This window comes from Pseudomonas sp. LAIL14HWK12:I1, from assembly GCF_003202095.1.
GTDB classification, from domain to species: domain Bacteria; phylum Pseudomonadota; class Gammaproteobacteria; order Pseudomonadales; family Pseudomonadaceae; genus Aquipseudomonas; species Aquipseudomonas monteilii.
In genome coordinates, this window is sequence record NZ_QJKG01000007.1 from 273,652 (window position 1) to 298,665 (window position 25,014).

24 protein-coding genes are annotated in these 25,014 nt (G+C 63.9%); 19 read left to right on the plus strand and 5 right to left on the minus strand.

Translation table 11 applies throughout. From position 1 onward, the window contains the following. Positions 1 to 60 precede the first annotated feature (60 nt). From tsaB to D906_RS19025, 5 genes are all read left to right on the plus strand, one after another. Positions 61 to 735, plus strand: coding sequence for a tRNA (adenosine(37)-N6)-threonylcarbamoyltransferase complex dimerization subunit type 1 TsaB (gene tsaB, locus D906_RS19005; protein ID WP_016712962.1), 675 nt, complete (start codon positions 61 to 63; stop codon positions 733 to 735). A 131-nt stretch (positions 736 to 866) separates the two neighbouring features. Then, a complete protein-coding gene (locus D906_RS19010; protein WP_019097633.1) occupies positions 867 to 1,157 on the plus strand; it encodes a hypothetical protein in 291 nt (96 codons plus the stop codon). Positions 1,158 to 1,160: 3 nt separating this feature from the next. Next, entirely contained in the window at positions 1,161 to 2,030 is an 870-nt protein-coding gene (locus tag D906_RS19015; protein ID WP_025753733.1) for a DUF72 domain-containing protein, read from the plus strand. A 28-nt stretch (positions 2,031 to 2,058) separates the two neighbouring features. After that, on the plus strand, positions 2,059 to 2,889 hold the full coding sequence (locus D906_RS19020; RefSeq protein WP_027615513.1) for an oxaloacetate decarboxylase: 831 nt from the start codon (positions 2,059 to 2,061) through the stop codon (positions 2,887 to 2,889). Then, positions 2,889 to 3,578 (plus strand): extensin family protein, encoded by a 690-nt coding sequence (locus tag D906_RS19025; RefSeq protein ID WP_027615514.1) that lies wholly within the window; start codon positions 2,889 to 2,891, stop codon positions 3,576 to 3,578. Before D906_RS19020 ends, D906_RS19025 begins: the two co-directional genes overlap by 1 nt. Before the next feature lie 2 nt (positions 3,579 to 3,580). Here D906_RS19025 and D906_RS19030 read toward each other — a convergent pair whose 3' ends face one another. Continuing rightward, positions 3,581 to 4,201, minus strand: coding sequence for a hypothetical protein (locus D906_RS19030; protein ID WP_027615515.1), 621 nt, complete (start codon positions 4,199 to 4,201; stop codon positions 3,581 to 3,583). 103 nt (positions 4,202 to 4,304) lie between these two features. Between D906_RS19030 and D906_RS19035 the strand changes: the two genes are divergently transcribed. Beyond that, a complete protein-coding gene (locus D906_RS19035; protein ID WP_019098927.1) occupies positions 4,305 to 5,081 on the plus strand; it encodes a class I SAM-dependent methyltransferase in 777 nt (258 codons plus the stop codon). A gap of 68 nt (positions 5,082 to 5,149) precedes the next feature. On the opposite strand, the gene D906_RS19040 is transcribed toward D906_RS19035, so the two are convergent. After that, positions 5,150 to 5,791, minus strand: coding sequence for a TetR/AcrR family transcriptional regulator (locus D906_RS19040; RefSeq protein ID WP_025753730.1), 642 nt, complete (start codon positions 5,789 to 5,791; stop codon positions 5,150 to 5,152). 238 nt (positions 5,792 to 6,029) lie between these two features. On the opposite strand from D906_RS19040, the gene D906_RS19045 reads away from it, so the two are divergent. From D906_RS19045 to D906_RS19095, 11 genes are all read left to right on the plus strand, one after another. Then, complete coding sequence (locus D906_RS19045; RefSeq protein ID WP_027615516.1) at positions 6,030 to 7,433, plus strand: LLM class flavin-dependent oxidoreductase; 1,404 nt, start codon at positions 6,030 to 6,032, stop codon at positions 7,431 to 7,433. A 19-nt stretch (positions 7,434 to 7,452) separates the two neighbouring features. Beyond that, on the plus strand, positions 7,453 to 8,415 hold the full coding sequence (locus D906_RS19050) for an AMP-binding protein (RefSeq protein ID WP_027609573.1): 963 nt from the start codon (positions 7,453 to 7,455) through the stop codon (positions 8,413 to 8,415). Then, positions 8,412 to 9,179, plus strand: coding sequence for an ABC transporter ATP-binding protein (locus tag D906_RS19055; RefSeq protein WP_019098069.1), 768 nt, complete (start codon positions 8,412 to 8,414; stop codon positions 9,177 to 9,179). Before D906_RS19050 ends, D906_RS19055 begins: the two co-directional genes overlap by 4 nt. After that, the gene (locus tag D906_RS19060) at positions 9,179 to 10,060 is read left to right on the plus strand and encodes a branched-chain amino acid ABC transporter permease (protein WP_025753728.1); all 882 of its coding nucleotides are present in this window, start codon (positions 9,179 to 9,181) and stop codon (positions 10,058 to 10,060) included. Before D906_RS19055 ends, D906_RS19060 begins: the two co-directional genes overlap by 1 nt. 4 nt (positions 10,061 to 10,064) lie before the next feature. Beyond that, entirely contained in the window at positions 10,065 to 11,129 is a 1,065-nt protein-coding gene (locus D906_RS19065) for a branched-chain amino acid ABC transporter permease (protein ID WP_019098067.1), read from the plus strand. 79 nt (positions 11,130 to 11,208) lie between these two features. Continuing rightward, entirely contained in the window at positions 11,209 to 12,549 is a 1,341-nt protein-coding gene (locus tag D906_RS19070) for an ABC transporter substrate-binding protein (RefSeq protein ID WP_027615517.1), read from the plus strand. A 29-nt stretch (positions 12,550 to 12,578) separates the two neighbouring features. Continuing rightward, positions 12,579 to 13,928 carry an ABC transporter substrate-binding protein gene (locus D906_RS19075; protein WP_027615518.1) on the plus strand — a complete coding sequence of 450 codons (1,350 nt, stop codon included), beginning with the start codon at positions 12,579 to 12,581 and terminating at the stop codon, positions 13,926 to 13,928. Continuing rightward, positions 13,925 to 14,701, plus strand: coding sequence for an ABC transporter ATP-binding protein (locus D906_RS19080; RefSeq protein WP_027615519.1), 777 nt, complete (start codon positions 13,925 to 13,927; stop codon positions 14,699 to 14,701). Before D906_RS19075 ends, D906_RS19080 begins: the two co-directional genes overlap by 4 nt. 265 nt (positions 14,702 to 14,966) lie before the next feature. Further along, positions 14,967 to 16,310 (plus strand): OprD family porin, encoded by a 1,344-nt coding sequence (locus tag D906_RS19085; RefSeq protein ID WP_027609574.1) that lies wholly within the window; start codon positions 14,967 to 14,969, stop codon positions 16,308 to 16,310. A 168-nt stretch (positions 16,311 to 16,478) separates the two neighbouring features. Continuing rightward, a complete protein-coding gene (locus D906_RS19090; RefSeq protein ID WP_050587797.1) occupies positions 16,479 to 17,714 on the plus strand; it encodes an SfnB family sulfur acquisition oxidoreductase in 1,236 nt (411 codons plus the stop codon). Between the two features lie 10 nt (positions 17,715 to 17,724). Further along, on the plus strand, positions 17,725 to 18,102 hold the full coding sequence (locus D906_RS19095; protein WP_027609576.1) for a hypothetical protein: 378 nt from the start codon (positions 17,725 to 17,727) through the stop codon (positions 18,100 to 18,102). A gap of 44 nt (positions 18,103 to 18,146) precedes the next feature. On the opposite strand, the gene D906_RS19100 is transcribed toward D906_RS19095, so the two are convergent. Next, on the minus strand, positions 18,147 to 19,388 hold the full coding sequence (locus tag D906_RS19100) for an acyl-CoA dehydrogenase family protein (protein WP_025753721.1): 1,242 nt from the start codon (positions 19,386 to 19,388) through the stop codon (positions 18,147 to 18,149). Between the two features lie 282 nt (positions 19,389 to 19,670). On the opposite strand from D906_RS19100, the gene D906_RS19105 reads away from it, so the two are divergent. Both D906_RS19105 and D906_RS19110 read left to right on the plus strand, forming a co-directional pair. Then, positions 19,671 to 20,771, plus strand: a complete 1,101-nt coding sequence (locus D906_RS19105; protein ID WP_016712952.1) for an efflux RND transporter periplasmic adaptor subunit — start codon at positions 19,671 to 19,673, stop codon at positions 20,769 to 20,771. A gap of 6 nt (positions 20,772 to 20,777) precedes the next feature. Beyond that, positions 20,778 to 23,843, plus strand: a complete 3,066-nt coding sequence (locus D906_RS19110; protein WP_019098059.1) for an efflux RND transporter permease subunit — start codon at positions 20,778 to 20,780, stop codon at positions 23,841 to 23,843. A 37-nt stretch (positions 23,844 to 23,880) separates the two neighbouring features. Here D906_RS19110 and D906_RS19115 read toward each other — a convergent pair whose 3' ends face one another. Both D906_RS19115 and D906_RS19120 read right to left on the minus strand, forming a co-directional pair. Next, positions 23,881 to 24,570, minus strand: coding sequence for a DUF4197 domain-containing protein (locus tag D906_RS19115; protein ID WP_019098058.1), 690 nt, complete (start codon positions 24,568 to 24,570; stop codon positions 23,881 to 23,883). Between the two features lie 33 nt (positions 24,571 to 24,603). Then, positions 24,604 to 25,002: a YbaY family lipoprotein gene (locus tag D906_RS19120; RefSeq protein ID WP_019098057.1), complete on the minus strand. Its 399-nt coding sequence runs from the start codon at positions 25,000 to 25,002 to the stop codon at positions 24,604 to 24,606. Between the last annotated feature and the right edge of the window lie 12 nt (positions 25,003 to 25,014).

Genomic DNA, 25,014 nt, shown 5'->3' on the forward strand with positions numbered 1-25,014 from the left:
GCTAGCGGGCCGTTGTCGTTTATACTGCCGCTCTTTTCCCTGCACCTGGATACCCGTTCGATGACCACCCTGCTGGCCCTGGATACCGCCACCGAAGCCTGTTCCGTTGCGCTGCTGCATGACGGCAAGGTAACCAGCCATTACGAGGTGATCCCACGTCAGCACGCGCAGAAGCTGCTGCCGATGATCAAGCAGCTGCTGGCCGAGTCGGGCGTTGCGCTGAATCAACTGGATGCCATCGCCTTTGGCCGCGGCCCGGGCGCTTTCACCGGCGTGCGCATTGCCATTGGTGTGGTCCAGGGCCTGGCCTTCGCGCTGGAGCGCCCGGTGCTGCCGGTGTCCAACCTGGCTGCGCTGGCCCAGGGTGCATTGCGCGAGCAGGGCGTGCAACAGGTGGCGGCTGCCATCGATGCGCGCATGGATGAAGTGTACTGGGGCTGCTATCAGGCCACGGCGGGCGAAATGCGCCTGGTTGGCCGCGAAGCGGTGTTGCCGCCCGAGCAGGTAGCGCTGCCGGCAGACAGCGAAGGCGAGTGGTTCGGGGCCGGCACCGGTTGGGGCTATGCCGAGCGCCTGGCGGTGCAGGTGGCTGCCAGCAACGCCAGTGCCTTGCCTAACGCTCTGGACGTGCTCAGCCTGGCCAGCTTCGCCTGGGCCCGTGGCGAAGCGATCGGCGCCGAGCAGGCGCAACCGGTTTACCTGCGCGATAATGTCGCTACGCCAAAGAAGCACTGAATGCTGTTCGTCGGTTATCGACGGTAACCCCCAAACCTTCTGCGCGATCTGTGGTCCAGTTATCACTTAAGCATTAGCGACGGAACACTGATGCTGCTAAATTGCCATCATTGGTCCTGAGTATTCATGCCATGCGTATCGACGGTTTCTCATCGCAGTCCTACCCGATCAAGCGCGCGCCGCGCAAGGCAGCGGTGCGTGACGAGGCCATCGATGACGCCGAGGTGATCGAAGAGAACGCCACGGCGCCTCAGGAAACCACCGCCCGCCGCCGCAGCGGTGGCTTGCCTGCCCGCCCGCAGGACATGATCTTCCCCCGCGCCCGTGACCGGCGCACAGCCACCGCATTGGCCAGTTACCTGAATACTGCCGGTTTCACCGATTGGGACATGGAAGTACTGGGGCTCGACCTGTACATTTGATGGATGAGTCCATCACCACTGCCTTATTTTCTCGGTTGCCCGTCGTGGAGTGAAAACGCCTGGCGTGACTACCTGTACCCCGCCGACGCCAACAGCAATCAGATGCTTGGCCTCTACAGCCAGGTGTTCAACGCTGTCGAGGGCAACACCACCTTCTACGCACGCCCCGCCCCCGGCACCCTTGCCCGCTGGGCGCAGGTGATGCCTGAGCACTTTCGTTTCACTGCCAAGTTTCCCCGTGACATCAGCCACGAGGGTGACCTGCGTGATCAGCTTGAGCCTGCTTTCGATTTCACACGCCTGATGGCCCCGCTGGGGCAGCGCGTATCGCCGTACTGGTTGCAGTTGCCGGCGCTGTTCGGCCCGGCACGGCTGGGCGAGCTTTGCCACTTCCTTGATGAAATCGGCGTGCCGGTGGCGGTGGAGGTGCGCAACCAGGCCTTTTTTGCCAAGGGTGACGAAGAGCGCCTGCTCAACCGCCTGCTGCACGAGCGCGGGGTGGAGCGTATCTGCCTCGACCCGCGTGCGTTGTTCAGTTGCACTTCACGCGATGCTGCCGTGCTGCACGCGCAGTCCAAGAAACCCAAGGTGCCACCACGCCCTGCAGCCTTCAGCCAGCACCCGCAGGTGCGCTTCATTGGCCACCCTGAGCTGGAGGCTAATGAGGCCTTCCTTACCCCCTGGGTAGAAAAGGTCGCCGCCTGGATCGAAGAGGGCCGCAGCCCCTACATCTTCCTGCACACCTCGGACAATCGTCTGGCCGCAGCCCTGGCCCAACGGTTCCATCAACGCCTGATGGCACGCCTGCCGGGCCTCGATTCTTTGCCTGAATTGCCGCGCGCACCCGAGGTCGAACAACTGGGGCTACTCTGACCTTTCCCTGACTGCCGGAGGTTGATTCATGGATGTGCAAACCCTGCGAGCCGAAGCCTTCAAGGCACTGCATGAACGTAATGGCGCGTTCGTCATCCCCAATCCGTGGGATGCCGGCTCCGCCAAGTTGTTGGCCAGCCTGGGTTTCGAGGCACTGGCCACGACCAGTGCCGGCCTGGCCTTCAGCCTGGGCCGCCCGGATGCCGAAGGTGCCTTGAACCTGGAGGACACACTGGACAATGCCGGGGAGATTGTCGATGCGACCCCCTTGCCAGTGGCTGCCGACCTGGAAAACGGCTTTGGCGACCTGCCCGAGGATTGCGCCAATACCATCTTGCGTGCCGCTGAAGCGGGCTTGGTGGGCGGCTCCATCGAGGATGCCAGTGGCCGCAGCGAATTGCCCATCTATGACGTGGGGCTTGCGGTGGAGCGCGTTCGCGCCGCCGTGCAGACTGCCCGTAGCCTGCCGTTCCCGTTCACCCTGTGCGCCCGGGCAGAAAACCTGCTGCACGGGCGCATGGACCTGGACGACACCATCAAGCGCTTGCAGGCTTACGCCGAAGCCGGCGCCGATGTGCTTTACGCCCCGGGCCTGCGTACCGTCGAGGAAATTCGTGCTGTGGTGCAGGCTGTGGCGCCGCGCCCGGTGAACGTGTTGATGGGCATGGCGGGTGTGTCACTGAGCGTGAAACAGTTGCAGGACCTGGGTGTGCGCCGCATCAGTGTCGGCTCGTCGCTGGCTCGCGCCGCCTTGGGGGCGTTCCACCGTGCTGCGCTGGAAATTCGCGATGAGGGTACATTCGGCTATGGAGAGCAGGCACTGCCGTTCGCTCAGCTGAACGACCTGTTCCGACGCTGATGAAGCCTGTGCTGGCGCTGCTGGCCGGCCTGCTGTTGTTGGCTGGCCTGGCCTGGCATTACAGCTGGCGCCTGCCTGGCGCATGGAACCCCTGGGCGCCGCTGGATGTGCGTCAGCCGCCCAACCTGCTGACCCCTTACAAGCTGGCACGCCTGCGCGATGACCCGGCGCTGTGCCGCCAGGCGCTGGGAACCAGCCAGTTGCGTTACCGGGCGCAAGCCGACAGCCCGACTTCGGCCAACTGCCCGTTGCAGAATGCCTGGCGAATCGAAGGCGGCCAGGCGCGGCTCAGCAGCAGCTTCCTGGCCAGTTGCCCGCTGGCAGTGGCCTACGCGCTGTTCGAAGCACATGGCTTGCAGCCGGTGGCGCAGCGGGTGCTGGGGCAACCGGTGACGCAGGTCGACCACCTGGGCAGTTTCGCCTGCCGCAATGTCTACCACCGCAAACAGGGCCGCCTGAGCCAGCACGCCACGGCCAATGCACTGGATATCAGCGGTTTTCGCCTGCAGGACGGCCAGCGCATCGTGTTGGCGCGTGACTGGCAGGCAGGTGGGCAGAAGGCGGAATTCTTGCGCCAAGTGCAGCAGGCGGCCTGCGAGAGCTTCAGCACGGTACTGGGGCCGGGCTACAACGCCGCGCACCATAACCACTTTCATCTGGACATGGGGCGCTGGCAGGTCTGCCGTTAGCCTCAGGCGTGAACGCGCAAGTTGTTCAGCACCACTGGACGCGCCCAGTGGATGTCGAACTCCAGGTCGTTCTGCTGCTTGGCCAAGGTTGCGTCATCAAACGGTTCGGGCGCCGGGTCCAGCAGGTCGGTTTCGAATTCGGCGATGGGCAGGAACAATGAGCGCGGGGTAGGGCCTGGGCCGGGCTCGGTAATCGGCTGGCCCTGGCTCATCACCACCGGGCGCATCCAGCTGTTGCTGATATCGAGCTGACGCTGCTGCTCGATCAGTTCCAGGGCACTGAATGGCTCGGGGGCAGGGGGCAGCAGCTTGGCTTCAAGCTCTGCCTTGGGCAGGAACAGCGGCTCGGGTGGTGCTACCTCGATGTCTTGCACCGGGCACGCGCGCTGGGCGTCGATCAGCGCCAGTGCGCGGGCGCCGCCGATGGGTTCGCCGCTGTCCTGGTCATACTGCACGAACGACTGGCTGACGCTGTCTACGGGCTCTTCCTGCTGCTCGGCCATGGCCCGGGCAAAAAAGTCCTGCCACAGGTGGCTCACGCCCCCGAGTGCCTGGGTATTGTGCTGACTGTAGTTGCCGACGGGCGACAAATAGGTCAAGCCGATGGGAAGAGTATCTGACATGGCAGTCGCGCGCGTTGTGCTCTGGCAGAATAGCGGGATATTGCCTGTATCGGCCGTGGCTGCCGATTCATTAAGGCTTGGTTTGACTTTTTAGGTGTGGACGATGGAAGAGCAAGGCACGGGTATCAGGGTCGAAGCGATGTCGACTGAGTATGCGGAACAGGCCAAGGCGTGGGCCGAGCGTCTAAGCCTGCCGCTACAGGACGATAGCGCCGGCTTCGCCGTGCAGGTGGGCGCCGAGGGTTTGCAGATTCAGCAACTTGGCCCGCAGGCACCGGGGCCGGTGCGGGTGGACTTTGTCGAAGGCCAGGCGGCGCACCGGCGCCAGTTTGGCGGTGGCAACGGGCAGATGATCGCCAAGGCCGTGGGCATTGCCCAAGGCGTGCGGCCGCAGGTGCTGGATGCCACGGCAGGTCTTGGCAAGGATGCGTTCGTTCTGGCCAGCCTGGGCTGCCAGATGACCCTGATCGAGCGCCAGCCGCTGATTGCCGCGTTGCTGGAGGATGGCCTGGCGCGGGCGCGGTCGGATGACGAGGTGGGCCCGATCGTCGGGCGCATGCGCTTGCTGACCGGCAACGCCATCGAGCGCATGCGCGCCTGGGAAGGCGAGGCCCCGCAGGTGATCTACCTCGACCCGATGTTCCCGCACCGCGACAAGAGCGCCCTAGTGAAAAAGGAAATGCGCGTGTTCCGGCCCTTGGTGGGTGACGACCTGGACGCCCCGGCCCTGCTCGAAGCCGCTCTGGCGCTGGCCAGCCACCGGGTGGTGGTGAAGCGGCCGCGCAAGGCGCCGATCATTGATGGGCCCAAGCCGAGCCATAGCCTGGAGGGTAAGTCGAGCCGGTATGACATCTACCCGAAGAAGGCACTGAAGGCCTGATTCTGTTGTGCCTGTACCGGCCTCTTCGCGGCTAGAGCCGTGAAGAGGCCGGTACAGGCACCCGAATTTCAGGGCTTGAACGCCCGCACAAACACCCCCACCACCTCCCGCACATGCGCCTCGGCCTCTTCGCCTTCCAGCGGCCCCGCACAGCCCAGCAGCAAGCGATAATCCGGCGCGCCTTTCACCAGGCAGAAGAAGTGCTCCGCCGCCCGCAGCGGGTCGTCGATGCGCAGCAGCCCACGTTCATCCGCCCCGCGCAGCAGCGCTTCCATCCCCGCCAGCACGCGCTTGGGCCCGGCCTCGTAGAAATACTCGCCAAAGCTCGCGTCCAGGCTGCCCTGGGCCATGATCAGGCGGCTGAGCTTGACCGCTTCGTCACTGCTGATCAGAGACTGGAAACCACGGGCAATGGTCAGCAGTACCTCTTCTATTGGTACACCTTCGGGGTACTCGAACAGCAAGTCAGGCAGCTGGATCTGGCAGGTGGCCATGACCGCCGAGCAGAACAAGGTCTGCTTGTCGGTGAAGTGGCTGTACACGGTGAGCTTTGAAACACCTGCCGCCGCAGCGACCGCATCCATGCTGGTGTTGGCATAGCCAAGGCTAAGGAACAGCGCCTTGGCCGCTTCGAGAATCGCTTCGCGCTTGGCCAGGTCCTTTGGCCGACCTGGGCCGATGGGTGCGTCGTTGGGCATTGTGGTCTGCATCTGGTTGAAGAGTCGTTCATCTTAACGGGTCAGGCGCCATCCGGCTAAAACCAACCCGCAAAACCTGCTGTTCGCCAGTAGACACTTGATCGACACTGGTGTCGTCACGCAGGCAAAGGACGCGTTGATTTTTTTATAAGATGCTGATTTATAAAGATTAATTTTTTGGCATGAATCGTGTTGATAGAGCAGGAAGGGCACCTTGCAAGGGTGCCGAGCCTATCGAACAGGAGTCCCCATGCCACGTGAAATTCGTTTGAACGCCTTCGAAATGAACTGTGTCGGCCACCAGTCGCCCGGCCTGTGGCGCCACCCCAAGGACCGCGCCTGGCAGTACAAGGACCTGGACTACTGGACCGACCTGGCCAAGCTGCTGGAGCGCGGCAAGTTCGACGGCATCTTCATCGCCGACGTGATCGGCATCTACGATGTGCTGGGCGGCAATGGCGACGCGGCCATCCGCCAGGCGGCCCAGGTGCCGGTGAACGACCCGCTGGCACTGATCACGCCCATGGCGCTGGTCACCGAGCACCTCGGTTTCGGCCTGACGGCCTCGCTCACCTTCGAGCACCCGTACCCATTCGCCCGTCGGCTATCGACCCTCGACCACCTGACCAAGGGCCGCATCGGCTGGAACATCGTCACCTCTTACCTCGACAGCGGTGCGCGCAACCTTGGGCAGAAGGCGCTGAGCGACCATGACGCCCGCTACGATTACGCCGACGAGTACCTGGAGGTGCTGTACAAGCTGTTCGAAGGCAGTTGGGAAGACGGTGCGGTGGTGCGCGACCGCGAAACAGGCCTGTTCACCGACCCGCGCAAAGTCCACGAGATCCGCCACCACGGCAAACACTTCCAGGTCCCGGGCATCCACCTGTGCGAGCCGTCGCCGCAACGTACACCGGTGCTGTACCAGGCCGGTGCGTCCAGCCGCGGCAAAAATTTCGCTGCCGGCCACGCCGAATGCGTGTTCGTCGCCGCGCCGTCCAAGGTCATTTTGAAAAAGACCGTGGCCGACATTCGCCGCCGTGCCGCCGAGGCCGGGCGCGACCCGCGCAAGGTGCTGATCTTCAACATGCAGACAGTGATCGTCGACGATACCGATGCCAAGGCCCAGGCCAAATGGCAGGAGCTGAAAAGCTACGCCAGCTACGAAGGCGCCATGGCGCTGATTTCCGGCTGGACCGGCATCGACTTCAGCAAGTACCAGCCCGACCAGGTGCTGGAGCATATCCACACCAATGCCATCCAGTCGGCTGTCGAGGCGTTTTCCACCGCCGACCCGAACAAGCGCTGGACCGTGCAGGAGCTGGCCGACTGGGTCGGCATCGGCGGCTTTGGCCCGCTGATCGTCGGCAGTGCGCAGACCGTAGCGGACGAGTTACAGGCCTGGGTTGAAGAAACCGATGTTGACGGCTTCAACCTGACCTATGCCCTGGCCCACGAAACCTTCCGCGATGTGGTCGAGCTGCTGGTGCCCGAACTGCAGCAACGGGGGGCCTACAAGACCGAATACCGCCCCGGCACCCTGCGCGAGAAGCTGTTCGGTGACGGCCCACGGCTGCCGGCCACGCACCCCGCTGCCGGTTACCGCGACCTGAGCCGCCAACCCACCCCGGCCAGCATTACCGAGCCGGCCTGAGCCGACAGGGAGCCACGCGATGAATGTGCATGAATTTACCCCGCCGCAGGCTGATGCCGTGGCCGACAGCCACTTGCAGGCCCTGCAGCGCTGGGCCCGGGAGCGCCCAACCCGGGTCGCCCTGCGCCATCGGCGCCTGGGCGTGTGGAAGGCCTGGCGCTGGATCGACGTACAGCGAGAAGTCGAACGCCTGGCCGATGGCTTGAGCCAGCAGGGCTTCGTGGCAGGCGCGCGGCTTGCCTTGAGCGGCGCCTATGAGCCCAGCCTGGTGTTGCTTGCGTTGGCCGCACGGCGCCTGAATGGCCATACCCTGCTGATCCCCGCCAACAGCCGGGGCGAAGACTTGCAACGCCAGCTGCGCCTGGCCCACCCGGGGTTCGCCTTTGTCCAGCGCCGCGAACAGGTGGCGCAATGGCTGCAAACGGGGTTGCACGGCCAATGGCCGCTGCGGTTGTTTACGCCGCAAGCCGACGCCGTGCTCACAGGCCAATGGCAGGTTCAGCCGCTGTCGGCGCTGTTTGTCGGTGCTGCACCTGCAGCGCAGCGTTTGGGGTGGGCACAGGTCACCCGGGACGAGGTGCTCTGGGTCGATGAAGGCAGTGAATGGCGCGAAGGCCTGACACACCTGCTCGACCGCTGGCTGGAGCGGGGTGAAGGCCTGGCGTTTCCGGAAACGGCCGAGTCGGCCAGCCGCGATCGCCGCGAAATCGCCCCGACGGCGTTGCTGCTGTCTGCTGAGCGGGTGCAGGCACTGGCCGATGAGATAGAGGCACGGCTGCCGCCTGCCGGCAGTTGGCAACGGCGGCTGTGCGACTGGGTGCAGCAAGATCCGCAACGCGGCCTGCGGCGCTGGCTGAAAACCCGCGTGCGGCAATTGCTCGGCTTCCAGCGCCTGCAACGCATCGATGTGCCCAGTGCCCCTGTTGCCTCGGGCACGGCGCGGCCGGCCTGGCTGCGTGATTACCTGGAGCGTGCGGCATGAGCGCCTTGCTGGAGGTGCGCAACGTGTCGCTGTCGTTCAAGGGCGTCAAGGCGATATCAGACTTGTCATTCAGCGTAAGACGCGGGGAGATCTGCGCCCTGATCGGGCCCAATGGCGCCGGTAAAAGCTCACTGCTGAACATCCTCAACGGGGTCTATCGCGCCGATGCCGGCCAGCTGTTTTTCGCCGAACAGCCGCTGCGCCGCCCGCACCCGCTGACCGCCGCACGGCTGGGCATTGGCCGCACGTTCCAGAACAACGCGTTGTTCAAGAAGATGAGCGTGCTCGACAACCTGCTGACCGGGCTGTCGCGTTTTCAGCGCAGTTTCTTCCTGGAGCAGGCGCTGGGTTTGCCACGTGCCCGCCGCGAGGCGCGGGCGTTTGCCGAACGCGCCGAGCAGGTGCTGGAGTTTCTGGAATTGCAGGCCTGGCGCGAGGTGGCCGTTGGCAGCCTGCCCTATGGCCTGCAGAAACGCGTGGAGCTGGGCCGTGCGCTGATCGCCCATCCGACGCTGTTGCTGCTCGACGAACCGATGGCCGGCATGAACACCGAAGAGAAGCAGGAAATGAGCCGCTTCATCGCCGATATCAATCGTGACCTTGGCACCACGGTGATCCTGATCGAGCACGACATTCAAGTGGTGATGGGCCTGTCCAACCATGTGGTGGTGCTGGATTACGGGCGCAAGGTGGGGGATGGCTCGCCCGCCGACGTGCAGGCCAACCCCGATGTAATCGCCGCGTACCTGGGGGCAGCACACTGATGAACTTCTTCCTCGAAACCCTGATCGGCGGCCTGCTCGCCGGCACCATGTATTCGCTGGTGGCGATCGGCTTCGTGCTGATCTACAAGGCCAGCGGCGTGTTCAACTTTGCCCAGGGCGCCATGCTGCTGTTTGCTGCATTGACCTTCGTCAGCCTGCACCAGCAAGGCCTGCCGTTTGCCGTGGCGCTGGCCATTACCGTGGTGGTGATGATCATCGGCGCACTGCTGATCGAACGGCTGGTGCTGCGGCCACTGGTCAACCGCTCACAGATCACCTTGTTCATGGCTACGCTGGGCCTGTCGTTCATCATCGAAGGGCTGGCCCAAGGGCTGATGGGGGCTCAGGTGCGCGCGCTGGACCTGGGCATCGAAGACGTGCCGCTGTTCGTCGGCGACATCATGATGAGCCAGTTCGACCTGGTGGCCGCTGGTGTTTCCGCCGCACTGGTAACGCTGCTGGCCGTGCTGTTCAACTGCACCCGCATCGGCCTGGCCTTGCGCGCGGTGGCCGACGATACCCGCGCGGCGTTATCGCTGGGCATCAACCTCAACCGCATCTGGCAGGTGGTGTGGGCCGTGGCGGGCGTGGTCGGGCTGGTGGCCGGGCTGCTGTGGGGCGCACGCCAAGGCGTGCAGTTCTCGTTGTCGCTGGTGGTGCTCAAGGCGCTGCCGGTACTGATCATCGGTGGGTTCACCTCGATTGGCGGGGCGATTGTCGGCGGCCTGATCGTGGGTGCCGCAGAGAACCTGGCCGAAGCCTACATCGGGCCGTTGATCGGCGGTGGCATCACCCCTTGGTTCGCCTACTTCCTGGCGCTGATCTTCCTTTACATCCGCCCGGCCGGCCTGTTCGGCGACCGAGCCATTGAACGGGTATGACCGCATGACCACGACTGCCGCGCGCCTGACAGCGCGCTTCGACGACGCACCGCTGACCCTGGTGGCACGCCACCGCCCGTTGGGCCTGGCCCTGTTGCTGCTGGTGGCCTTTGTCGTGTTGCCCTGGTTGGGCAGCGACTACTGGCTGAATGCGATCCTCATCCCGTTCCTGGTGCTGTCGCTGGCCGGCCTTGGCCTGAACCTGCTGACCGGCTACACCGGGCAGACCTCGGTGGGGGCGGCGGGCTTCATGGCGGTGGGGGCCTTTGCCACCTACGGCTTGCTGCTGCGTGTGCCGGGGCTGCCATTGCCGCTGGCGCTGCTGGGCGGTGGCCTGATCGCCGGGGTGGTAGGGCTGGTGTTCGGCCTGCCCAGTTCGCGCATCAAGGGTTTCTACCTGATGGTCACCACCCTGGCCGCGCAGTTCTTCCTGGAGTGGGTGTTCGCCAAGTTCCCGTGGTTCTACAACTACGCCTCGTCCGGCACCATCAGCGCACCGCGCCTGGAACTGTTCGGGCATAACCTGGCCACGCCAGTAGGGCGTTACCTGCTGACCCTCAGTTGCGTGGTGGTACTGACCTGGGTGGCGGTCAACCTGGTGCGTAGCCAGGTGGGCCGTAACTGGATGGCGATCCGCGACATGGACACCGCCGCCGCCGTCATCGGCATCCAGGTGGAGCGTTACAAGCGCCTGGCCTTTGCCGTCAGCGCGTTCTACCTGGGCATTGCCGGGGCGCTGTGGGCCTTTGCCTACCTGGGCACGGCCAGCGCCAGCAGCTTTGACATCAACCGCTCATTCCAGATCCTGTTCATCATCATTATCGGCGGCATGGGCAGCATTGCCGGCAACTTCATTGGCGCAGCCTTCATCAGCCTTACGCCGATTTTGCTCAGCCATGCCGGGCAGTGGCTGTTCAACGGCCATGTCGATGCCGGGCAATTGCAGAATCTGCAGAAGATCCTGTTCGGCAGCCTGATCATCTGGTTCCTGATCAAGGAGCCCGAGGGCCTGGTGCGCCTGCTGGGTAACCTGCGTGAACGCATTCGCGTCTGGCCGCTGCGCTTCTGACTCCAAACCAACACCTTCAGGCGCCTTGACCCGGCCACGGGAAAGGAGGTTTCAAACCCTTCACTCAAAAGAACCGAATATGCGTAAAACCTTGCGTCGCCACCTGCTCGCCAGCCTGTTCCTGCTGGGCGCGCCTACCTTGCTGCCGGCTGTTGCCGCAGCTGCCGACAACCAGCAATTCGTGCCCATGGCCACCTACCGGGTCGGCGCCTATGCCTCCAGCGGGATCCCGTGGTGGGCCGGCGAAATCGACTATTTCCGCTACATCAACGAGGTCGAAGGCGGCATCAACGGCGTCAAACTCACCTGGCAGGAATGCGAGACCGAGTGGAACGTCGACCGCATCCTCGAATGCTACGAGCGCTACAAGAACGGCCAGGACGGGGCGCCCACGGCGTTCTTCTTCACCCACAGCACGCCGGGCTCGTATGCCTTGATGGAGAAGGGCGCAGCCGACCGAATTCCGTTGATCGACGGTGCCGGTGGGCGTACCGAGTCCACCGATGGCAGCGTGTTCCCCTATGCCTTCCCGCTGTTGCTGAACTACTACGGCCAGGCTTCGGTGGGCATCAACTACATCGCTGAACGCGAAGGTGGTTTCGACAAGCTCAAGGGCAAGAAGATCGTCACCGTTTACCACGATTCGGCGTATGGCCGCGAAACCCAGGCGCCGATGCAATTGCTGGCGCAGAAGTATGGCTTCGAAAACATCCAGATCCCGGTGGCCGACCCAGGCAATGAACAGTCGGCGCAGTGGCGCCAGGTACGCCAGCTGAAACCGGACTGGGTGTTCCTGCGCACCTGGGGTGTGTCGACCCCGGTCGGCATCAAGACGGCGGCGCGTTTCGGTATTCCGGTCGACCACATCATCGGTGACGTCTGGGCCGGCTCCGAGGCCGATGTAATCCCGGCCGGCACTGCGGCCAAGGGCTACCAGGCGCTGGCACCATTCCCGGGCGGCAGCGACTTTGCCATCCACCAGCGCCTGCGCCAGCACATCCTCGACACCGGCAAGAGCGACCTCAAGGACCCGAGCTACTTCGGCAAGGTGTACTACAACATCGGCCTGATCAACGCCGCCATTGCCGTCGAGGCGCTACGCACGGCTCAGGCCAAGTTCGGCAACCGCCCGCTCAACGGCGAAGAGGCGCGCTGGGGCTTCGAGCACCTGAACATCGACGCGGCACGGCTCAAGGCCATTGGCTTTGAAGGCTTGCTGCCGCCACTGCAGCTTTCCTGCTCGGACCACGAAGGCGGCGGCGCGGCACGCGTGCAGCAGTGGGACGGTGAGAAATGGGTACTGGTGACCGACTGGGTGCAGGCCGACCGTGCCACCTTGCGCCCGTTGATCGAGGCCAAGTCGGCCGCCTACGCCAAGGAAAAAGGCATCACGCCGCGCGATTGCTCCGGCGAGCAGTGAACACTCAATAACAGATCAGGGAAATCACCATGTACGTACCTTTCAAACGCTACGGCGCCGCCCTCGGCCTGGCACTGGGCCTTGCCTCGGCCTGGCAGCCGGTGGCCCAGGCCGCCAGCAACGAACAGTTCTTCCCGTTGGCCACCTACCGGGTTGGCGCTTACGCCTCCAGTGGCATTCCGGTATGGGCCGGGATGATCGACTACCTGCGCTACATCAACGAGGTCGAAGGCGGTATCAACGGCGTAAAGCTGGTCTGGCAGGAATGCGAAACCGAATGGACGGCCGAGAAGGGCATCGAATGCTATGAGCGCTTCAAGAATGGCCTGAACGGTGCGCCGGTGGCGTTGTATCAGCCTAACGGCGCACCGGCTGCCTACGCCCTGGCGGAAAAGGCCGAGGCCGACAAGATTCCGCTGATTACCCTGGGCTATGGCCGCACCGAAGCCACCGACGGCCGGGTGTTCCCCTACAACTTCCCGGTGATGCTGACTTTCTACAGCGAGGCCTCGGCGTTCCTCAACTACGTGGCCGAGCGCGAAGGCGGGCTGGACAAGCTCAAGGGCAAAAAGATTGCCACTGTCTATCACGACTCCGCCTATGGCCGCGAAACCCAAGGGCCAATGGCGCTGCTGGCGCAGAAATACGGCTTCGAGAACATCCAGATTCCGGTGGCCGACCCGGGCAACGAACAGGCCGGGCAATGGCGCCAGGTGCGCCAGCAGAAGCCGGACTGGGTATTCCTGCGTACCTGGGGTGTGTCCACGCCGGTAGCGATCAAGACGGCGGCGCGTTTCGGCTTCCCGGTAGACCGCATCGTCGGCGACATCTGGGCCAGCTCCAACGAAGACGTGCTGCCGGCGGGCGAGGCCGGCAAGGGTTATCTGGCATTGACGCCCTATCCCGGCGGCGCCGATTTCGACATTCACCAGCGCATCCGCAAGTACATCGTCGACACCGGTAAGAGCGACCTCAAAGACCCGAAAAGCTTTGGCAGCGTGTACTACAACTCTGGCCTGGTGAACGCGGCCATCGCTGTCGAGGCCATCCGCGCCGGGCAGAAGAAGTTCGGCAACCGCCCACTGACTGGTGAGGAAGGGCGCTGGGGCCTGGAGCACCTGGACCTGGGCGATGCCCGTCTGAAGGAAATCGGCTTCCTTGGCCTGATGCAGCCGCTGAAGCTGTCGTGCAGCGACCATGAAGGGGGTGGCGCGGCCAAGGTGCAGCAATGGAATGGCCAGAAGTGGACGCTGGTGACCGACTGGGTACAGGCCGACCGCGCCACCCTGCGCCCGCTGATCGATGCCAAGGCAGGCGAGTTTGCCCGTGAAAAAGGTGTTACCCCCCGCGAATGCGCCAAAGACGAGGCCACCCCATGACCCACAGCCCGCTTGCTGCCGAGCCGGCCCACGCGCTATTGGGCGTGCAGGATATCGAAGTGATCTACGACGGCGCGATCCTGGCCGTGGCCGGGGTTTCCCTGCGGGTCGGGCAGGGCGACATCGTCGCCTTGCTGGGTGCCAATGGCGCAGGCAAGAGCACCACGCTCAAAGCCATTTCCGGGTTGCTGCAAGCCGACCGTGCGCGGGTCAGCCGTGGCCACATCCACTTCCAGGGCCAGGACACCGCCGGCATCGCTGCCAACCGCCTGGCGGCCCAAGGCATTGTGCATGTGCTGGAGGGGCGGCACGTGTTTGCTCACCTCACGATAGAGGAAAACCTGTGTACCGGGGGCTTTCTGCGCAAGCCGGCACGGCGCGAACTGGAACAGGCGCTGGAGCGCATCTATGCCTGGTTCCCGCGTTTGAAAACCAAGCGCAAGACCCAGGCCGGGCTGACCTCGGGTGGCGAGCAGCAGATGCTGGCCATCGGCCGTGCGCTGATGACCCAGCCACGGCTGGTGCTGCTGGACGAGCCCTCAATGGGGCTGGCGCCGATCATCGTCGAAGAAATTTTCGACATTGTCGCCCAGCTCAATGTCAAGGAAGGCATGAGTTTTCTGGTGGCCGAGCAGAACATCAACGTTGCCCTGCGCCATGCCGACTATGCCTACATCCTGGAGAACGGGCGAGTGGCGGGTGAGGGGGCTGCTGCGGAGTTGGCTGTGCGCGAAGACCTGCGGCATTTCTACCTGGGGGGGAAGGCTGGCTAAACACTCTGCTGCTGAGCACGATCTTTTGTAGGAGCGGCCTTGTGTCGCGAAAGGGCCGCAAGGCCGCTCCTACACGCGTCTTCTGCAACCTTCTGTATGAAGTGCAACAGCAACTGAACAATTTGCCTGCAAAACACATTTTTCCGAGCTGTAAAATATTCATAACTATCTGAAAAATATGAATTTTACGTATGGCACAGTTATTGGAGTCGCAGAACACCCCACCGCCCCGGCGGGGTTATCCAACTCGTAAGGACGTTCTGCCATGCGCTCGCGCAACTACCCACCCGTCACCCTCGCCCTGGTCATCGGCCTGACCACGCCGGCATTCGCCGAGGACGAAGGTTTTCTCGACGGCACTCAACTGCAAATCATCAACCGCAACTATTACTTCAGCCAGGACTACCGCAACGGCGATTTCACCCGTAACCCCAACACCGGCGAACGCCAGAGCCAGCACCGCGAATGGGGCCACGGCATCATCGCCAACCTGCAGTCGGGGTTCACCCAGGGCACGGTCGGCCTTGGCCTGGACGTGCAAGGCCTGGTCGGGCTGAAGCTGGACGGTGGCAATGGCACGGTGGGCAATGGTGTTGGGGTGCCGGGCATCGTCTCGCGCTCGGGCAGCAACTTCGATGGCGAGCCCAAGGATGCCTACGGCAAGGTCGGCGTAGCGCTGAAGGCGCGCGTGCGGGACACCGAACTGCGCTACGGCGATGTCAGCCCGACCAGCCCGGTGCTGCATGCCAGTGACATCCGCCTGCTGCCGCAGACCCTGCGCGGTTTCATGTTCAACGACCACTCACTGCAAGGCCTGAGCCTGCAGGGCGGCAAGCTGGAGTCCAGCAGCGACCGCAACGCCAGCAACCACCGTGGCGACCTTGGCACCGTGTACGCCGGGCGGCTGAAGGGCGCCAATGACGTGGTGTACCTGGGTGGCGACTACCGCTTCAATGACCAGCTGAACCTGCGCCTGCACGCCAGCCGGCTGGACGATGTGTGGAACCAGCAGTTCTTCAACGTCGACTATGTACAGCCGCTGGGCGACAGCCTGACCCTGAAAACAGGCCTGGATTACTACCGCACCCGCGACAGCGGCCAGGCGCTGGCCGGCAAGATCGACAACGATTCATGGAGCGTGCATGCCGGGGTCAACGCAGGCGGGCATGGCTTCAAGCTGTCGTATACGCGCATCGACGGCGACACGCCGTTCGACTATGTGTGGAACACCTACGACATCCAGCTGGACGCGGCATCGCAGGTATCTGACTTCAACAACCCCAACGAACGGGCCTGGGAAGCGCGCTACGACTACAACTTCGCTGTGCTCGGCCTGCCAGGCCTGTCGCTTACTGCCCGCTATGTGCGCGGCAGCGATATCGATGGCACCCGCGCGGGCGGCGCCTACAGCTACTACAACGGCATCGAGGATGGCCGCCACTGGGAGCGCAACCTGTGGGTGCGCTACGTGGTGCAGGGCGGGCCGGCCAGGAACCTGTCGTTCAACGTGATGCAAGCCACCCACCGGGTTGGCGGCGGCCATACCGCCGAGGCCAACGTCGACGAGTTGCGGGTGATCGTCGAGTACCCGCTGGACATCAGCCTTTGAGTGGCCACGGCGAACTGTTTGCGGGGCAACAGACAATCTGCAGTTTGTCGGCCTCGGGGCTTTTCGAACGCCTGGATAACTCACCTAACCATATGAATTTAAAGGCTTTGTAAGGTTGGCACAGGTTCTGCTCAACAGCTGTGGAACCTGTTACGCATGGAGCAGCACATGACGACCCTTTCATCCGCATCCAGCCTGCCTGCGCAGGCCCGTTCGGCGCCACGACGCGCCGCCCATGTCATCCGCAGCGATGCCGAAGCCATCGAAGTCGCGCAGCGCCTGGCCGAGGAATTTGCCCAGGAGGCCGCCCTTCGCGACCGTGAGCGGCGTTTGCCGTGGGATGAGCTTGACCGCTTTTCCGACAGCGGCCTTTGGGCAATCACCGTGCCCAAGGAGTACGGTGGCGCGGGCGTGTCTTACACCACGCTCAGCGAAGTGATTGCAACCATCTCGGCGGCCGATTCGTCCCTCGGCCAACTGCCGCAAAACCACTTTGGTGTACTCAGCAACCTGCGCCTGACCGGCAGCGAAACGCAGAAGCGCGACTACTTCGCCAAGGTGCTGCAGGGCTACCGCTTCGGTAATGCGTTTTCCGAGTCGCGTGGCCAGTACGTGACCACCTTCCAGACGCAAATCCGCTTCAACGGTGACAGCGCCGTGATCGACGGCGAGAAGGCGTACTGCACCGGTGCCTTGTTTGCCCATATCGTTCCTGTTGCTGGCGTTGATGAAGACGGGCGACCGCATATCGCCTTTGTCCCGCGTGATGCCGAAGGCCTCGCCGTGATCGACAGCTGGGACGGCTTTGGCCAGCGCATCACCGCCAGTGGCCAGGTGCGCCTCGACGGCGTGCGGGTTCCGGTGGGCGATGTGATACCGGCCTGGAAGGCCTACGACCAGCCCACCGCCGATGGCCCGATCTCGCAGATCATCCAGGCCGCTGTGGACACCGGTATCGCCCGTGGCGCTTTCGCCGCGACCTTGCAGGTGGCCCGCCAGGCAAGGCCGTGGGCCGACAGTGGCCTGCAGCATGGCTGGCAGGACCCGTTGAGCCAGGCGCTGATCGGCGAACTGGCCTGGCGCCTGCAGGCAGCCGAAGCCATCTTGCGTCGTGCGGGGCAGGCCGTGGACCTGGCGGTTGCCCAGCCTGACGAAGAGCACGTGGCGCAAGCCTCGGTGATAGTCGGCCAGGCCAAGGTGCTGTCCACGGCCATTTCGCTGAAGGCTTCCAGCCGCCTGCTGGAACTGGGCGGTACGCGCAGTGTTTCGGCCAGCCGGGGGCTGGACCGTTTCTGGCGCAATGCCCGCACGCACACCCTGCATGACCCGGTGCGCTGGAAGTACCACCTGGTCGGAAACCAATTGCTTAACGGCATCAAGCCGCAACGTCACGCCTGGAACTGAGGAGGCGCACATGTCCAATACCCATTCCCACGGCCGGAACGATCTGGTCTATGCCCGTCAGGTGGAAGCGGCCCTGCTTGAGTTCTTGCGTGACCGCAATGCCCGCCACGAAACCCTGGTGATTGCCACGGTGGGTAAGGTGCGCATTGCAATTGATGCGGCCGATGCATTGCTGGAGCGGGCCGATGATTCGCAGGCGTCGGCAATTGCGTTTCGCCTGGCGGCTGCCGAGGGCGCTCGGCTTGCTGACGAGGCGTATTTCGAGTTGGCCGGTCGCAGCGTGGCGCGGCCAGAGGTGAGCGGTGGTGAGCCTGTGCTGGCCACCCAACGGCGGTTGTTGGGGGATCACTACCTCAATGGTGCGGCGTTGGCCGACGGCTTGGGTTAGCTGCTGATAGTGCCGGGGCCGCAAAGCGGCCCCAATGCGGTTACTCAGGACTGCTTGGCCCCCCCACCAATCTGCCACACATACGGCGGTTCAGTACCGTTCACATGCCAGTCGCCGACGATCCGCTCCTTGTAGATCACCGGGTTGTGCGACGCCGCGGTGCGGGCGTTGCGCCAGTGGCGGTCGAGCTGGCGGCTGGTGCTGGTGGTGGAGGCACCCAAGGCATTGAACAGGTCGCTGGTGGCGCGCAGTACCAAGTCGATGGCTGCCACCTGGGCCTGGGCCGACTCCAGTTCGGCAAGCACATTGGCCTGCTGTTCTGCGGCCGGGTCATGGGCAAAACGTGCCAGGTAAGCCTGTTGGCTGGCCTCGGCGGCGCGCAGGGTCGCGGCTTCGGCGGCATACACCTGGCCCGAGGCCTTGCCGATCACTTGCAATACCTGTGGGTCCTCACTGACTGCCGCGCCGTTGCCGTGGCTGAACACCCGGGTGCGCTTGCGGGTCTCGTGGCTGAAATCCCGCACGGCGGCACGCCCGGAACCGGTGATCACCGCCAGCAGCACCAGCTGGTAGAACGCGGTCTGGTATTTGAAGCGGGTGGCGAAGTCGATGATGTTCTCTTCCTCGACCACGGCATTTTCGAACACCGAGGTACCGCTGCCGGTGGTGCGCTGGCCGAAGCCATCCCAATCGTCGCTCTGGCGGATGCCGGGTTGTTGGGTGCGGATGGCTGCGATCACGTCGGCCCCGGTGTCGTCGCGGCGGGCGAACAGGTCGATCCAGTCGGAGAACAGGCTGCCGGTGCTGTAGTACTTGGTGCCGTTGACCACCCACTGTTCACCCTGACGTGAGACGCGGGTGATGACATCGCCAATTTTCACCGCGCCGATCTCGGTCCAGGCGCAGCCCACCAGGTCACCTGCAACGAAGCGCTTGAACCACACATTTTGTGGCGCGCTGGCATGGGCGTTGAGGCGGTCTTCGACGAAGGCGAAATGGCCGCGCAGGGCCTGAGGCACGTTGGAGTCGGCTTCGGCCAGTTCGATCAACAACTGGAACAGCTGCGGCAACGAAGCGCCGCCACCGCCGTGCTCGACCGGTACGCGCACGGCACCAAAGCCGGCCTCCTTCAGCCAGCGGATCGGTTCGTGGGGCAGGGCGCGGTTGCGTTCGCGTTCCACGCTGCTTTCGGCAATGCGCGTGAAGATGGGCCTGAAGCGGGCGGCCAGCGTGGCGTAGTCGGCGCCGTTGGCGGGGACGGTCAGGTGTTGTTCGAGGGCAGTCATCGGAATACTCCAGGTACATGAAGGAGGGGGTGTACCGTTGATTGCACAGGTCGTGCCGGTTGGTGGAACGCCCGTGATACGGGGTTTGTGGCGTATATGAGGGATTTCTGGCTGTGGCGGGGTGGGGCAACTTGTTGATTGGCTGTGGGCTGTGCAACAGCTGACGGCCGTTGAAAAACCGTCTGGATTTCTTTGTAACGCCAGCTTCCCGGCACCGATTGCCTGATTTAATATACTTGCCAGTATAAATATTCGATGTGCACCTCTGCGAAAGGATTCATCATGTTGCGCCATGCCTTGTCCATCGCTCTGCCCGCCGCTGCCGTGCTGTTACTGGCGGCGTGCGGTCAGGAAGCCACACCACCTGCAGCGCCGCGCCCGGCGCTGGTGGTGCAGCCGCAGCCGGCTGAAGCCGCTGCCGACAGTTACCCCGGTGAAGTGCGTGCGCGCTTCGAGCCGGAGCTGGCTTTCCGCATTGGCGGCAAGGTCAGCAAACGCCTGGTCGAGGAGGGGCAGCGGGTCAAGGCCGACCAGCCGCTGGCTGAACTGGACCCACAGGACGTGCGCCTGCAACTGGAAGCCAACCGCGCCCAACTGGCAGCCGCCGAGGCCAACCTGGCACTGGTGCGCGCCGAGCGCGACCGTTACCGGAAACTGCTGGACCGGCAGATGGTCAGCCATTCCCAGTTCGATAACGCTGAAAACCTCTACCGTGCCGGCCTCGCCCGCTTGAAGCAGGCCAAGGCCGAATTCGATGTGGCCGGCAACCAGGCCGAATATGCCGTGCTGCGTGCTCCACAGGCCGGGGTGATCGCCAAGCGCCAGGTTGAAGTGGGCCAGGTGGTCGCCGCCGGGCAGACCGTGTTCACCCTGGCCGCCGATGGTGAACGGGAAGTGGCTATCGGCCTGCCAGAGCAGCAGTTCGCCCGCTTCGCCGTGGGCGAGCCGGTGAGCGTGGAGCTGTGGTCGTACCCACGGGAGCGCTTCCAGGGCCGTATCCGCGAGTTGTCGCCGGCCGCCGACCCGCGTTCGCGCACCTTCGCGGCGCGCATCGCCTTTACTTCGGCCGCAGCACCGGCCGAGCTGGGTCAGAGCGCCCGGGTGTTCATTGCCCATGAGGGGCTGATCCCGCTGTCGGTACCGCTGTCGGCGGTTACCGCAGAAAACGGTCAGGCGTATGTATGGCGGGTCAACAAGGACAGCCATCTGGAGCGGGCAGTGGTGCGTCTGGGGGCGTATGGCAGCGACAGTGTGCCAGTGCTCGAAGGCCTTGCCCCGGGCGACTGGGTGGTCGCCGCTGGCGGTCATGTGCTGCGCGAGGGCCAGGAGGTTCGCCCTGTGGACCGCAGCAACCGTGTAGTGAACCTGACGGCCAAGGAGTAAGTCCCGATGGGTTTCAACCTTTCTGCCTGGGCGCTGCGCAACCGCCAGATTGTCCTGTTCCTGATGATCCTGCTGGCGGCCATTGGCGCCATGTCCTACACCAAGCTGGGCCAGAGCGAAGACCCGCCGTTCACCTTCAAGGCCATGGTCATCCGTACCCTGTGGCCCGGCGCCAGCGCCGAGGAAGTGTCGCGCCAGGTTACCGAGCGCATCGAGAAGAAGCTGATGGAAACCGGCGAGTACGAGAGGATCGTCTCGTTCTCACGCCCCGGCGAATCGCAGGTCACCTTCATGGCCCGCGACTCGCTGCATTCCAAGGACATTCCCGAGCTGTGGTACCAGATCCGCAAGAAGGTCGCGGACATCCGTCACACCTTGCCACCGGAAATCCAGGGCCCGTTCTTCAACGACGAGTTCGGCACCACCTTCGGTAATATCTACGCGCTGACCGGTGAAGGCTTCGACTACGCGGTGCTCAAGGATTACGCCGATCGCATCCAGATCCAGCTGCAGCGGGTCAAGGATGTGGGCAAGGTCGAGCTGGTCGGCCTGCAGGACGAGAAAATCTGGATCGAGCTGTCCAACCTCAAGCTGGCCACCCTTGGCGTGCCACTGCAGGCGGTGCAACAGGCCCTGCAGGAGCAGAACGCGGTGAGCACCGCCGGCTTCTTCGAAACACCCAGCGAGCGCCTGCAACTGCGGGTGAGCGGGCGCTTCGACAGCGTCGAGCAGATTCGCCAGTTCCCCATCCGCGTGGGTGACCGCACCTTCCGCATCGGCGATGTCGCCGAGGTGCACCGCGGCTTCAACGACCCGCCCGCGCCGCGCATGCGCTTCATGGGTGAGGATGCCATTGGCCTGGCCGTGTCGATGAAGGACGGTGGCGACATTCTGGTGCTGGGCAAGGCCTTGGAAGGCGAATTCGAGCGCCTGGCGCGGAGCCTGCCGGCCGGTATGGAGCTGCGCAAGGTGTCGGACCAGCCAGCGGCGGTCAAGGCCGGCGTGGGTGAGTTCGTGCAGGTGCTGGTCGAGGCCCTGGTCATCGTGCTGCTGGTGAGCTTCTTCTCGCTGGGCCTGCGCACCGGCCTGGTGGTAGCGCTGGCCATTCCGCTGGTGCTGGCCATGACCTTCGCCGCCATGCATTACTTCGGCATCGGCCTGCACAAGATCTCCCTCGGCGCTTTGGTGCTGGCGCTGGGCTTGCTGGTGGACGACGCGATCATTGCGGTAGAGATGATGGCGATCAAGATGGAGCAGGGCTACGACCGCCTCAAGGCGGCCAGCTATGCCTGGAGCAGCACTGCCTTCCCGATGCTCACCGGCACCTTGATTACCGCAGCGGGCTTCTTGCCCATCGCCACGGCAGCCTCCAGCACCGGCGAATATACCCGCTCGATCTTCCAGGTGGTGACCATTGCGTTGCTGACTTCATGGGTGGCGGCGGTGGTGTTCGTGCCTTACCTGGGCGAGCGCCTGCTGCCAGATCTGGCCAAGTTGCATGCCGCACGCCACGGCAAGGACGGCCACGCGCCAGACCCTTACGCCACGCCGTTCTACCAGCGTGTGCGGCGAGTGGTGGAGTGGTGCGTGCGGCGGCGCAAAACCGTGATTCTGCTGACCATCGCCGCCTTTGTCGGCAGCATCCTGCTGTTCCGTTTCGTGCCCCAGCAGTTCTTCCCGGCCTCCGGGCGCCCGGAGCTGATGGTTGACCTGAAGCTGGCTGAAGGTGCTTCTCTGGCCAATACCGCCGAGCGGGTCAAACAGTTGGAGGCGCTGCTCAAGCAGCAGGACGGTATCGACAACTACGTGGCCTATGTGGGCACTGGCTCGCCACGCTTCTACCTGCCGCTGGACCAGCAGCTCCCGGCCGCCAGCTTTGCCCAGTTCGTGGTGCTGGCCAAGTCGATGGAAGACCGCGAGCGCCTGCGCAGCTGGCTGATCAGCACCGTGGACCAGCAATTCCCCGACCTGCGCGCCCGCGTTACGCGCCTGGAAAACGGCCCGCCCGTGGGCTACCCGGTGCAGTTCCGGGTGACCGGCGAACACATCGAGAAGGCCCGCGCGCTGGCGCGTGAAGTGGCTGACAAGGTGCGGGAGAACCCGCATGTGGTCAACGTGCACCTGGACTGGGAAGAACCGAGCAAGGCGGTGTTCCTGGAGATTGACCAGGACCGCGCTCGTGCCCTGGGCGTGAGCACCTCGCACTTGTCCAGCTTCCTGCAAAGCTCGCTAACCGGTACTACGGTCAGCCAGTACCGCGAAGACAACGAGCTGATCGAGATTCTGCTGCGCGGTACCCAACAGGAACGTGGCGAACTGGGCAACCTCGGCAGCCTGGCATTGCCCACCGATAACGGCCAGAGCGTAGCGCTGTCGCAGGTAGCCACCCTGGAATACGGCTTCGAGGAGGGCATTATCTGGCACCGTAACCGCTTGCCGACCGTGACCGTGCGCGCCGATATCTACGACAAGGAGCAACCGGCCACGCTGGTGAAGCAGATCGAGCCTACCCTGCGTGACATCCGCGCCAAGCTGCCGGATGGCTACCTGCTGGAGGTCGGCGGCACGGTCGAGGACTCCGAGCGCGGTCAGAAGTCGGTTAACGCGGGCATGCCGCTGTTCGTGGTGGTGGTGCTGAGCTTGCTGATGATCCAGCTGCGCAGCTTCTCGCGCACGGTGATGGTGTTCCTCACCGCACCGCTTGGGCTGATTGGCGTCACCCTGTTCTTGCTGGTGTTCCGCCAGCCATTCGGCTTTGTCGCCATGCTCGGCACCATTGCCCTGGCGGGGATGATCATGCGCAACTCGGTGATTCTGGTGGATCAGATCGAGCAGGACATCGCGGCGGGCATGGAGCGCTGGCAGGCAATCATCGAAGCCACGGTGCGGCGTTTCCGCCCGATTGTGCTGACCGCGCTGGCGGCGGTGCTGGCGATGATTCCGTTGTCACGTAGCGTGTTCTACGGGCCGATGGCGGTGGCGATCATGGGTGGGTTGATCGTGGCCACGGTGTTGACCCTGTTGTTCCTGCCGGCGTTGTATGCGGCGTGGTTCAGGGTCAGGAAGGACTGAAGACCGTAGGGGGCTGCAAAGCAGCCCCCTAGGGGCATCAGAGGGCGCCGAAGACTTTTTTGGCCAGGCTGGTAGCCGCTTCAGCCGGATTCTGGCGAATGCTTTGCTCCTGCTTGCCGATCATTTCGAACAGACCGTCCAGCGCCTTTTCGGTCACGTAGTTCTCGATGCTGGCGCTCTTGGCATCCACCACGCCCAGTGCCACGGCCTGCCCGGCAAAGTTGTTGTACTGCTGGGCCAGGCCAACCTTGTCGGTCGCCTGCTTGACGATCGGCAGGAACCTGGCGCGGATCTGCTCGCGGCTGCTCTTGTTCAGGTACTGGGTGGCCGAGTCGTCACCGCCGCTTAGGATGCCTTTGGCATCGGTCACGCTCATGTTCTTCACGGCATCCACCAGAATTGCCTGGGCCTGCGGCACGGCAGCTTCGGCGGCCTTGTTCATGCTGGTTTCCAGGGCTTCGACCTGTTCACCTTTGCCGAACATTTTCATTGCCTTGGCGGCTTTGCCCAGGTTGCCCGGCAATTCGATGCGCACGTCCGGGTTGTTGCTGAAGCCGCCCGGGGTGCTCAGTTGCTTGACGGCCAGCTGCGCGCCTTGGGTCAGGGCATCTTTCAGGCCGCCGGTGGCGTCTTTCTGGGTCAGGTCACCCAGCGACAGAGCCAGGGCGCTGGCCGACAGCAGCAGGCCGGCGCACAGGGTGGTGAAACGCAGGGAGGTGCGGATCATGAAGCTTTCCTTGTAAACAGATAGAGGCGGGTATCAGCGAACCGGGTCGACCTTGATGCGTACAGATTTCGGGTCGCTGCCGTCGAGCATCACACCATGGTGCTCGGTACTGATGAACAGCAGTTTGCCATCCAGCTCGATGCGCGCACTCACCGAATAGCGGTGGCCGGGCTTGACCTGCGCAGGGTCGTAGGTGAGGTGGAACGGCAGCGGCACGTTGCCTTTTACAGGGCCGGCCTGGCGGGCCAGGGTCACGGCAGGGGCGTCCATCAGCGAAACATCCTGCAGTTCCACGCTTAAGGTAGCGGCAGGCGGCAGGGCAATACGCTGCAGGTAGAAGACTTCACCGTCCAGGCTGGCCTGGGTGGATGGGGTTTGGCTGGAACAGGCTGCGAGCAGGGATGCGCAACACAGCATAAAGAGTTTTTTCATGGAGTCTCCGGT

Coding starts and splice junctions, on each gene's coding strand:
- D906_RS19045 (WP_027615516.1), top strand. CDS start 6,030: ATGCCACGTGAAATTCGTTTGAACGCCTTCGAAATGAACTGTGTCGGC.
- D906_RS19110 (WP_019098059.1), top strand. CDS start 20,778: ATGGGTTTCAACCTTTCTGCCTGGGCGCTGCGCAACCGCCAGATTGTC.
- D906_RS19010 (WP_019097633.1), top strand. CDS start 867: ATGCGTATCGACGGTTTCTCATCGCAGTCCTACCCGATCAAGCGCGCG.
- D906_RS19120 (WP_019098057.1), bottom strand. CDS start 25,002: ATGAAAAAACTCTTTATGCTGTGTTGCGCATCCCTGCTCGCAGCCTGT.
- D906_RS19065 (WP_019098067.1), top strand. CDS start 10,065: ATGACCACGACTGCCGCGCGCCTGACAGCGCGCTTCGACGACGCACCG.
- D906_RS19100 (WP_025753721.1), bottom strand. CDS start 19,388: ATGACTGCCCTCGAACAACACCTGACCGTCCCCGCCAACGGCGCCGAC.
- D906_RS19075 (WP_027615518.1), top strand. CDS start 12,579: ATGTACGTACCTTTCAAACGCTACGGCGCCGCCCTCGGCCTGGCACTG.
- D906_RS19025 (WP_027615514.1), top strand. CDS start 2,889: ATGAAGCCTGTGCTGGCGCTGCTGGCCGGCCTGCTGTTGTTGGCTGGC.
- D906_RS19080 (WP_027615519.1), top strand. CDS start 13,925: ATGACCCACAGCCCGCTTGCTGCCGAGCCGGCCCACGCGCTATTGGGC.
- D906_RS19090 (WP_050587797.1), top strand. CDS start 16,479: ATGACGACCCTTTCATCCGCATCCAGCCTGCCTGCGCAGGCCCGTTCG.
- D906_RS19015 (WP_025753733.1), top strand. CDS start 1,161: ATGAGTCCATCACCACTGCCTTATTTTCTCGGTTGCCCGTCGTGGAGT.
- D906_RS19105 (WP_016712952.1), top strand. CDS start 19,671: ATGTTGCGCCATGCCTTGTCCATCGCTCTGCCCGCCGCTGCCGTGCTG.
- D906_RS19070 (WP_027615517.1), top strand. CDS start 11,209: ATGCGTAAAACCTTGCGTCGCCACCTGCTCGCCAGCCTGTTCCTGCTG.
- D906_RS19095 (WP_027609576.1), top strand. CDS start 17,725: ATGTCCAATACCCATTCCCACGGCCGGAACGATCTGGTCTATGCCCGT.
- D906_RS19085 (WP_027609574.1), top strand. CDS start 14,967: ATGCGCTCGCGCAACTACCCACCCGTCACCCTCGCCCTGGTCATCGGC.
- D906_RS19115 (WP_019098058.1), bottom strand. CDS start 24,570: ATGATCCGCACCTCCCTGCGTTTCACCACCCTGTGCGCCGGCCTGCTG.
- D906_RS19060 (WP_025753728.1), top strand. CDS start 9,179: ATGAACTTCTTCCTCGAAACCCTGATCGGCGGCCTGCTCGCCGGCACC.
- D906_RS19035 (WP_019098927.1), top strand. CDS start 4,305: ATGGAAGAGCAAGGCACGGGTATCAGGGTCGAAGCGATGTCGACTGAG.
- tsaB (WP_016712962.1), top strand. CDS start 61: ATGACCACCCTGCTGGCCCTGGATACCGCCACCGAAGCCTGTTCCGTT.
- D906_RS19050 (WP_027609573.1), top strand. CDS start 7,453: ATGAATGTGCATGAATTTACCCCGCCGCAGGCTGATGCCGTGGCCGAC.
- D906_RS19040 (WP_025753730.1), bottom strand. CDS start 5,791: ATGCAGACCACAATGCCCAACGACGCACCCATCGGCCCAGGTCGGCCA.
- D906_RS19055 (WP_019098069.1), top strand. CDS start 8,412: ATGAGCGCCTTGCTGGAGGTGCGCAACGTGTCGCTGTCGTTCAAGGGC.
- D906_RS19030 (WP_027615515.1), bottom strand. CDS start 4,201: ATGTCAGATACTCTTCCCATCGGCTTGACCTATTTGTCGCCCGTCGGC.
- D906_RS19020 (WP_027615513.1), top strand. CDS start 2,059: ATGGATGTGCAAACCCTGCGAGCCGAAGCCTTCAAGGCACTGCATGAA.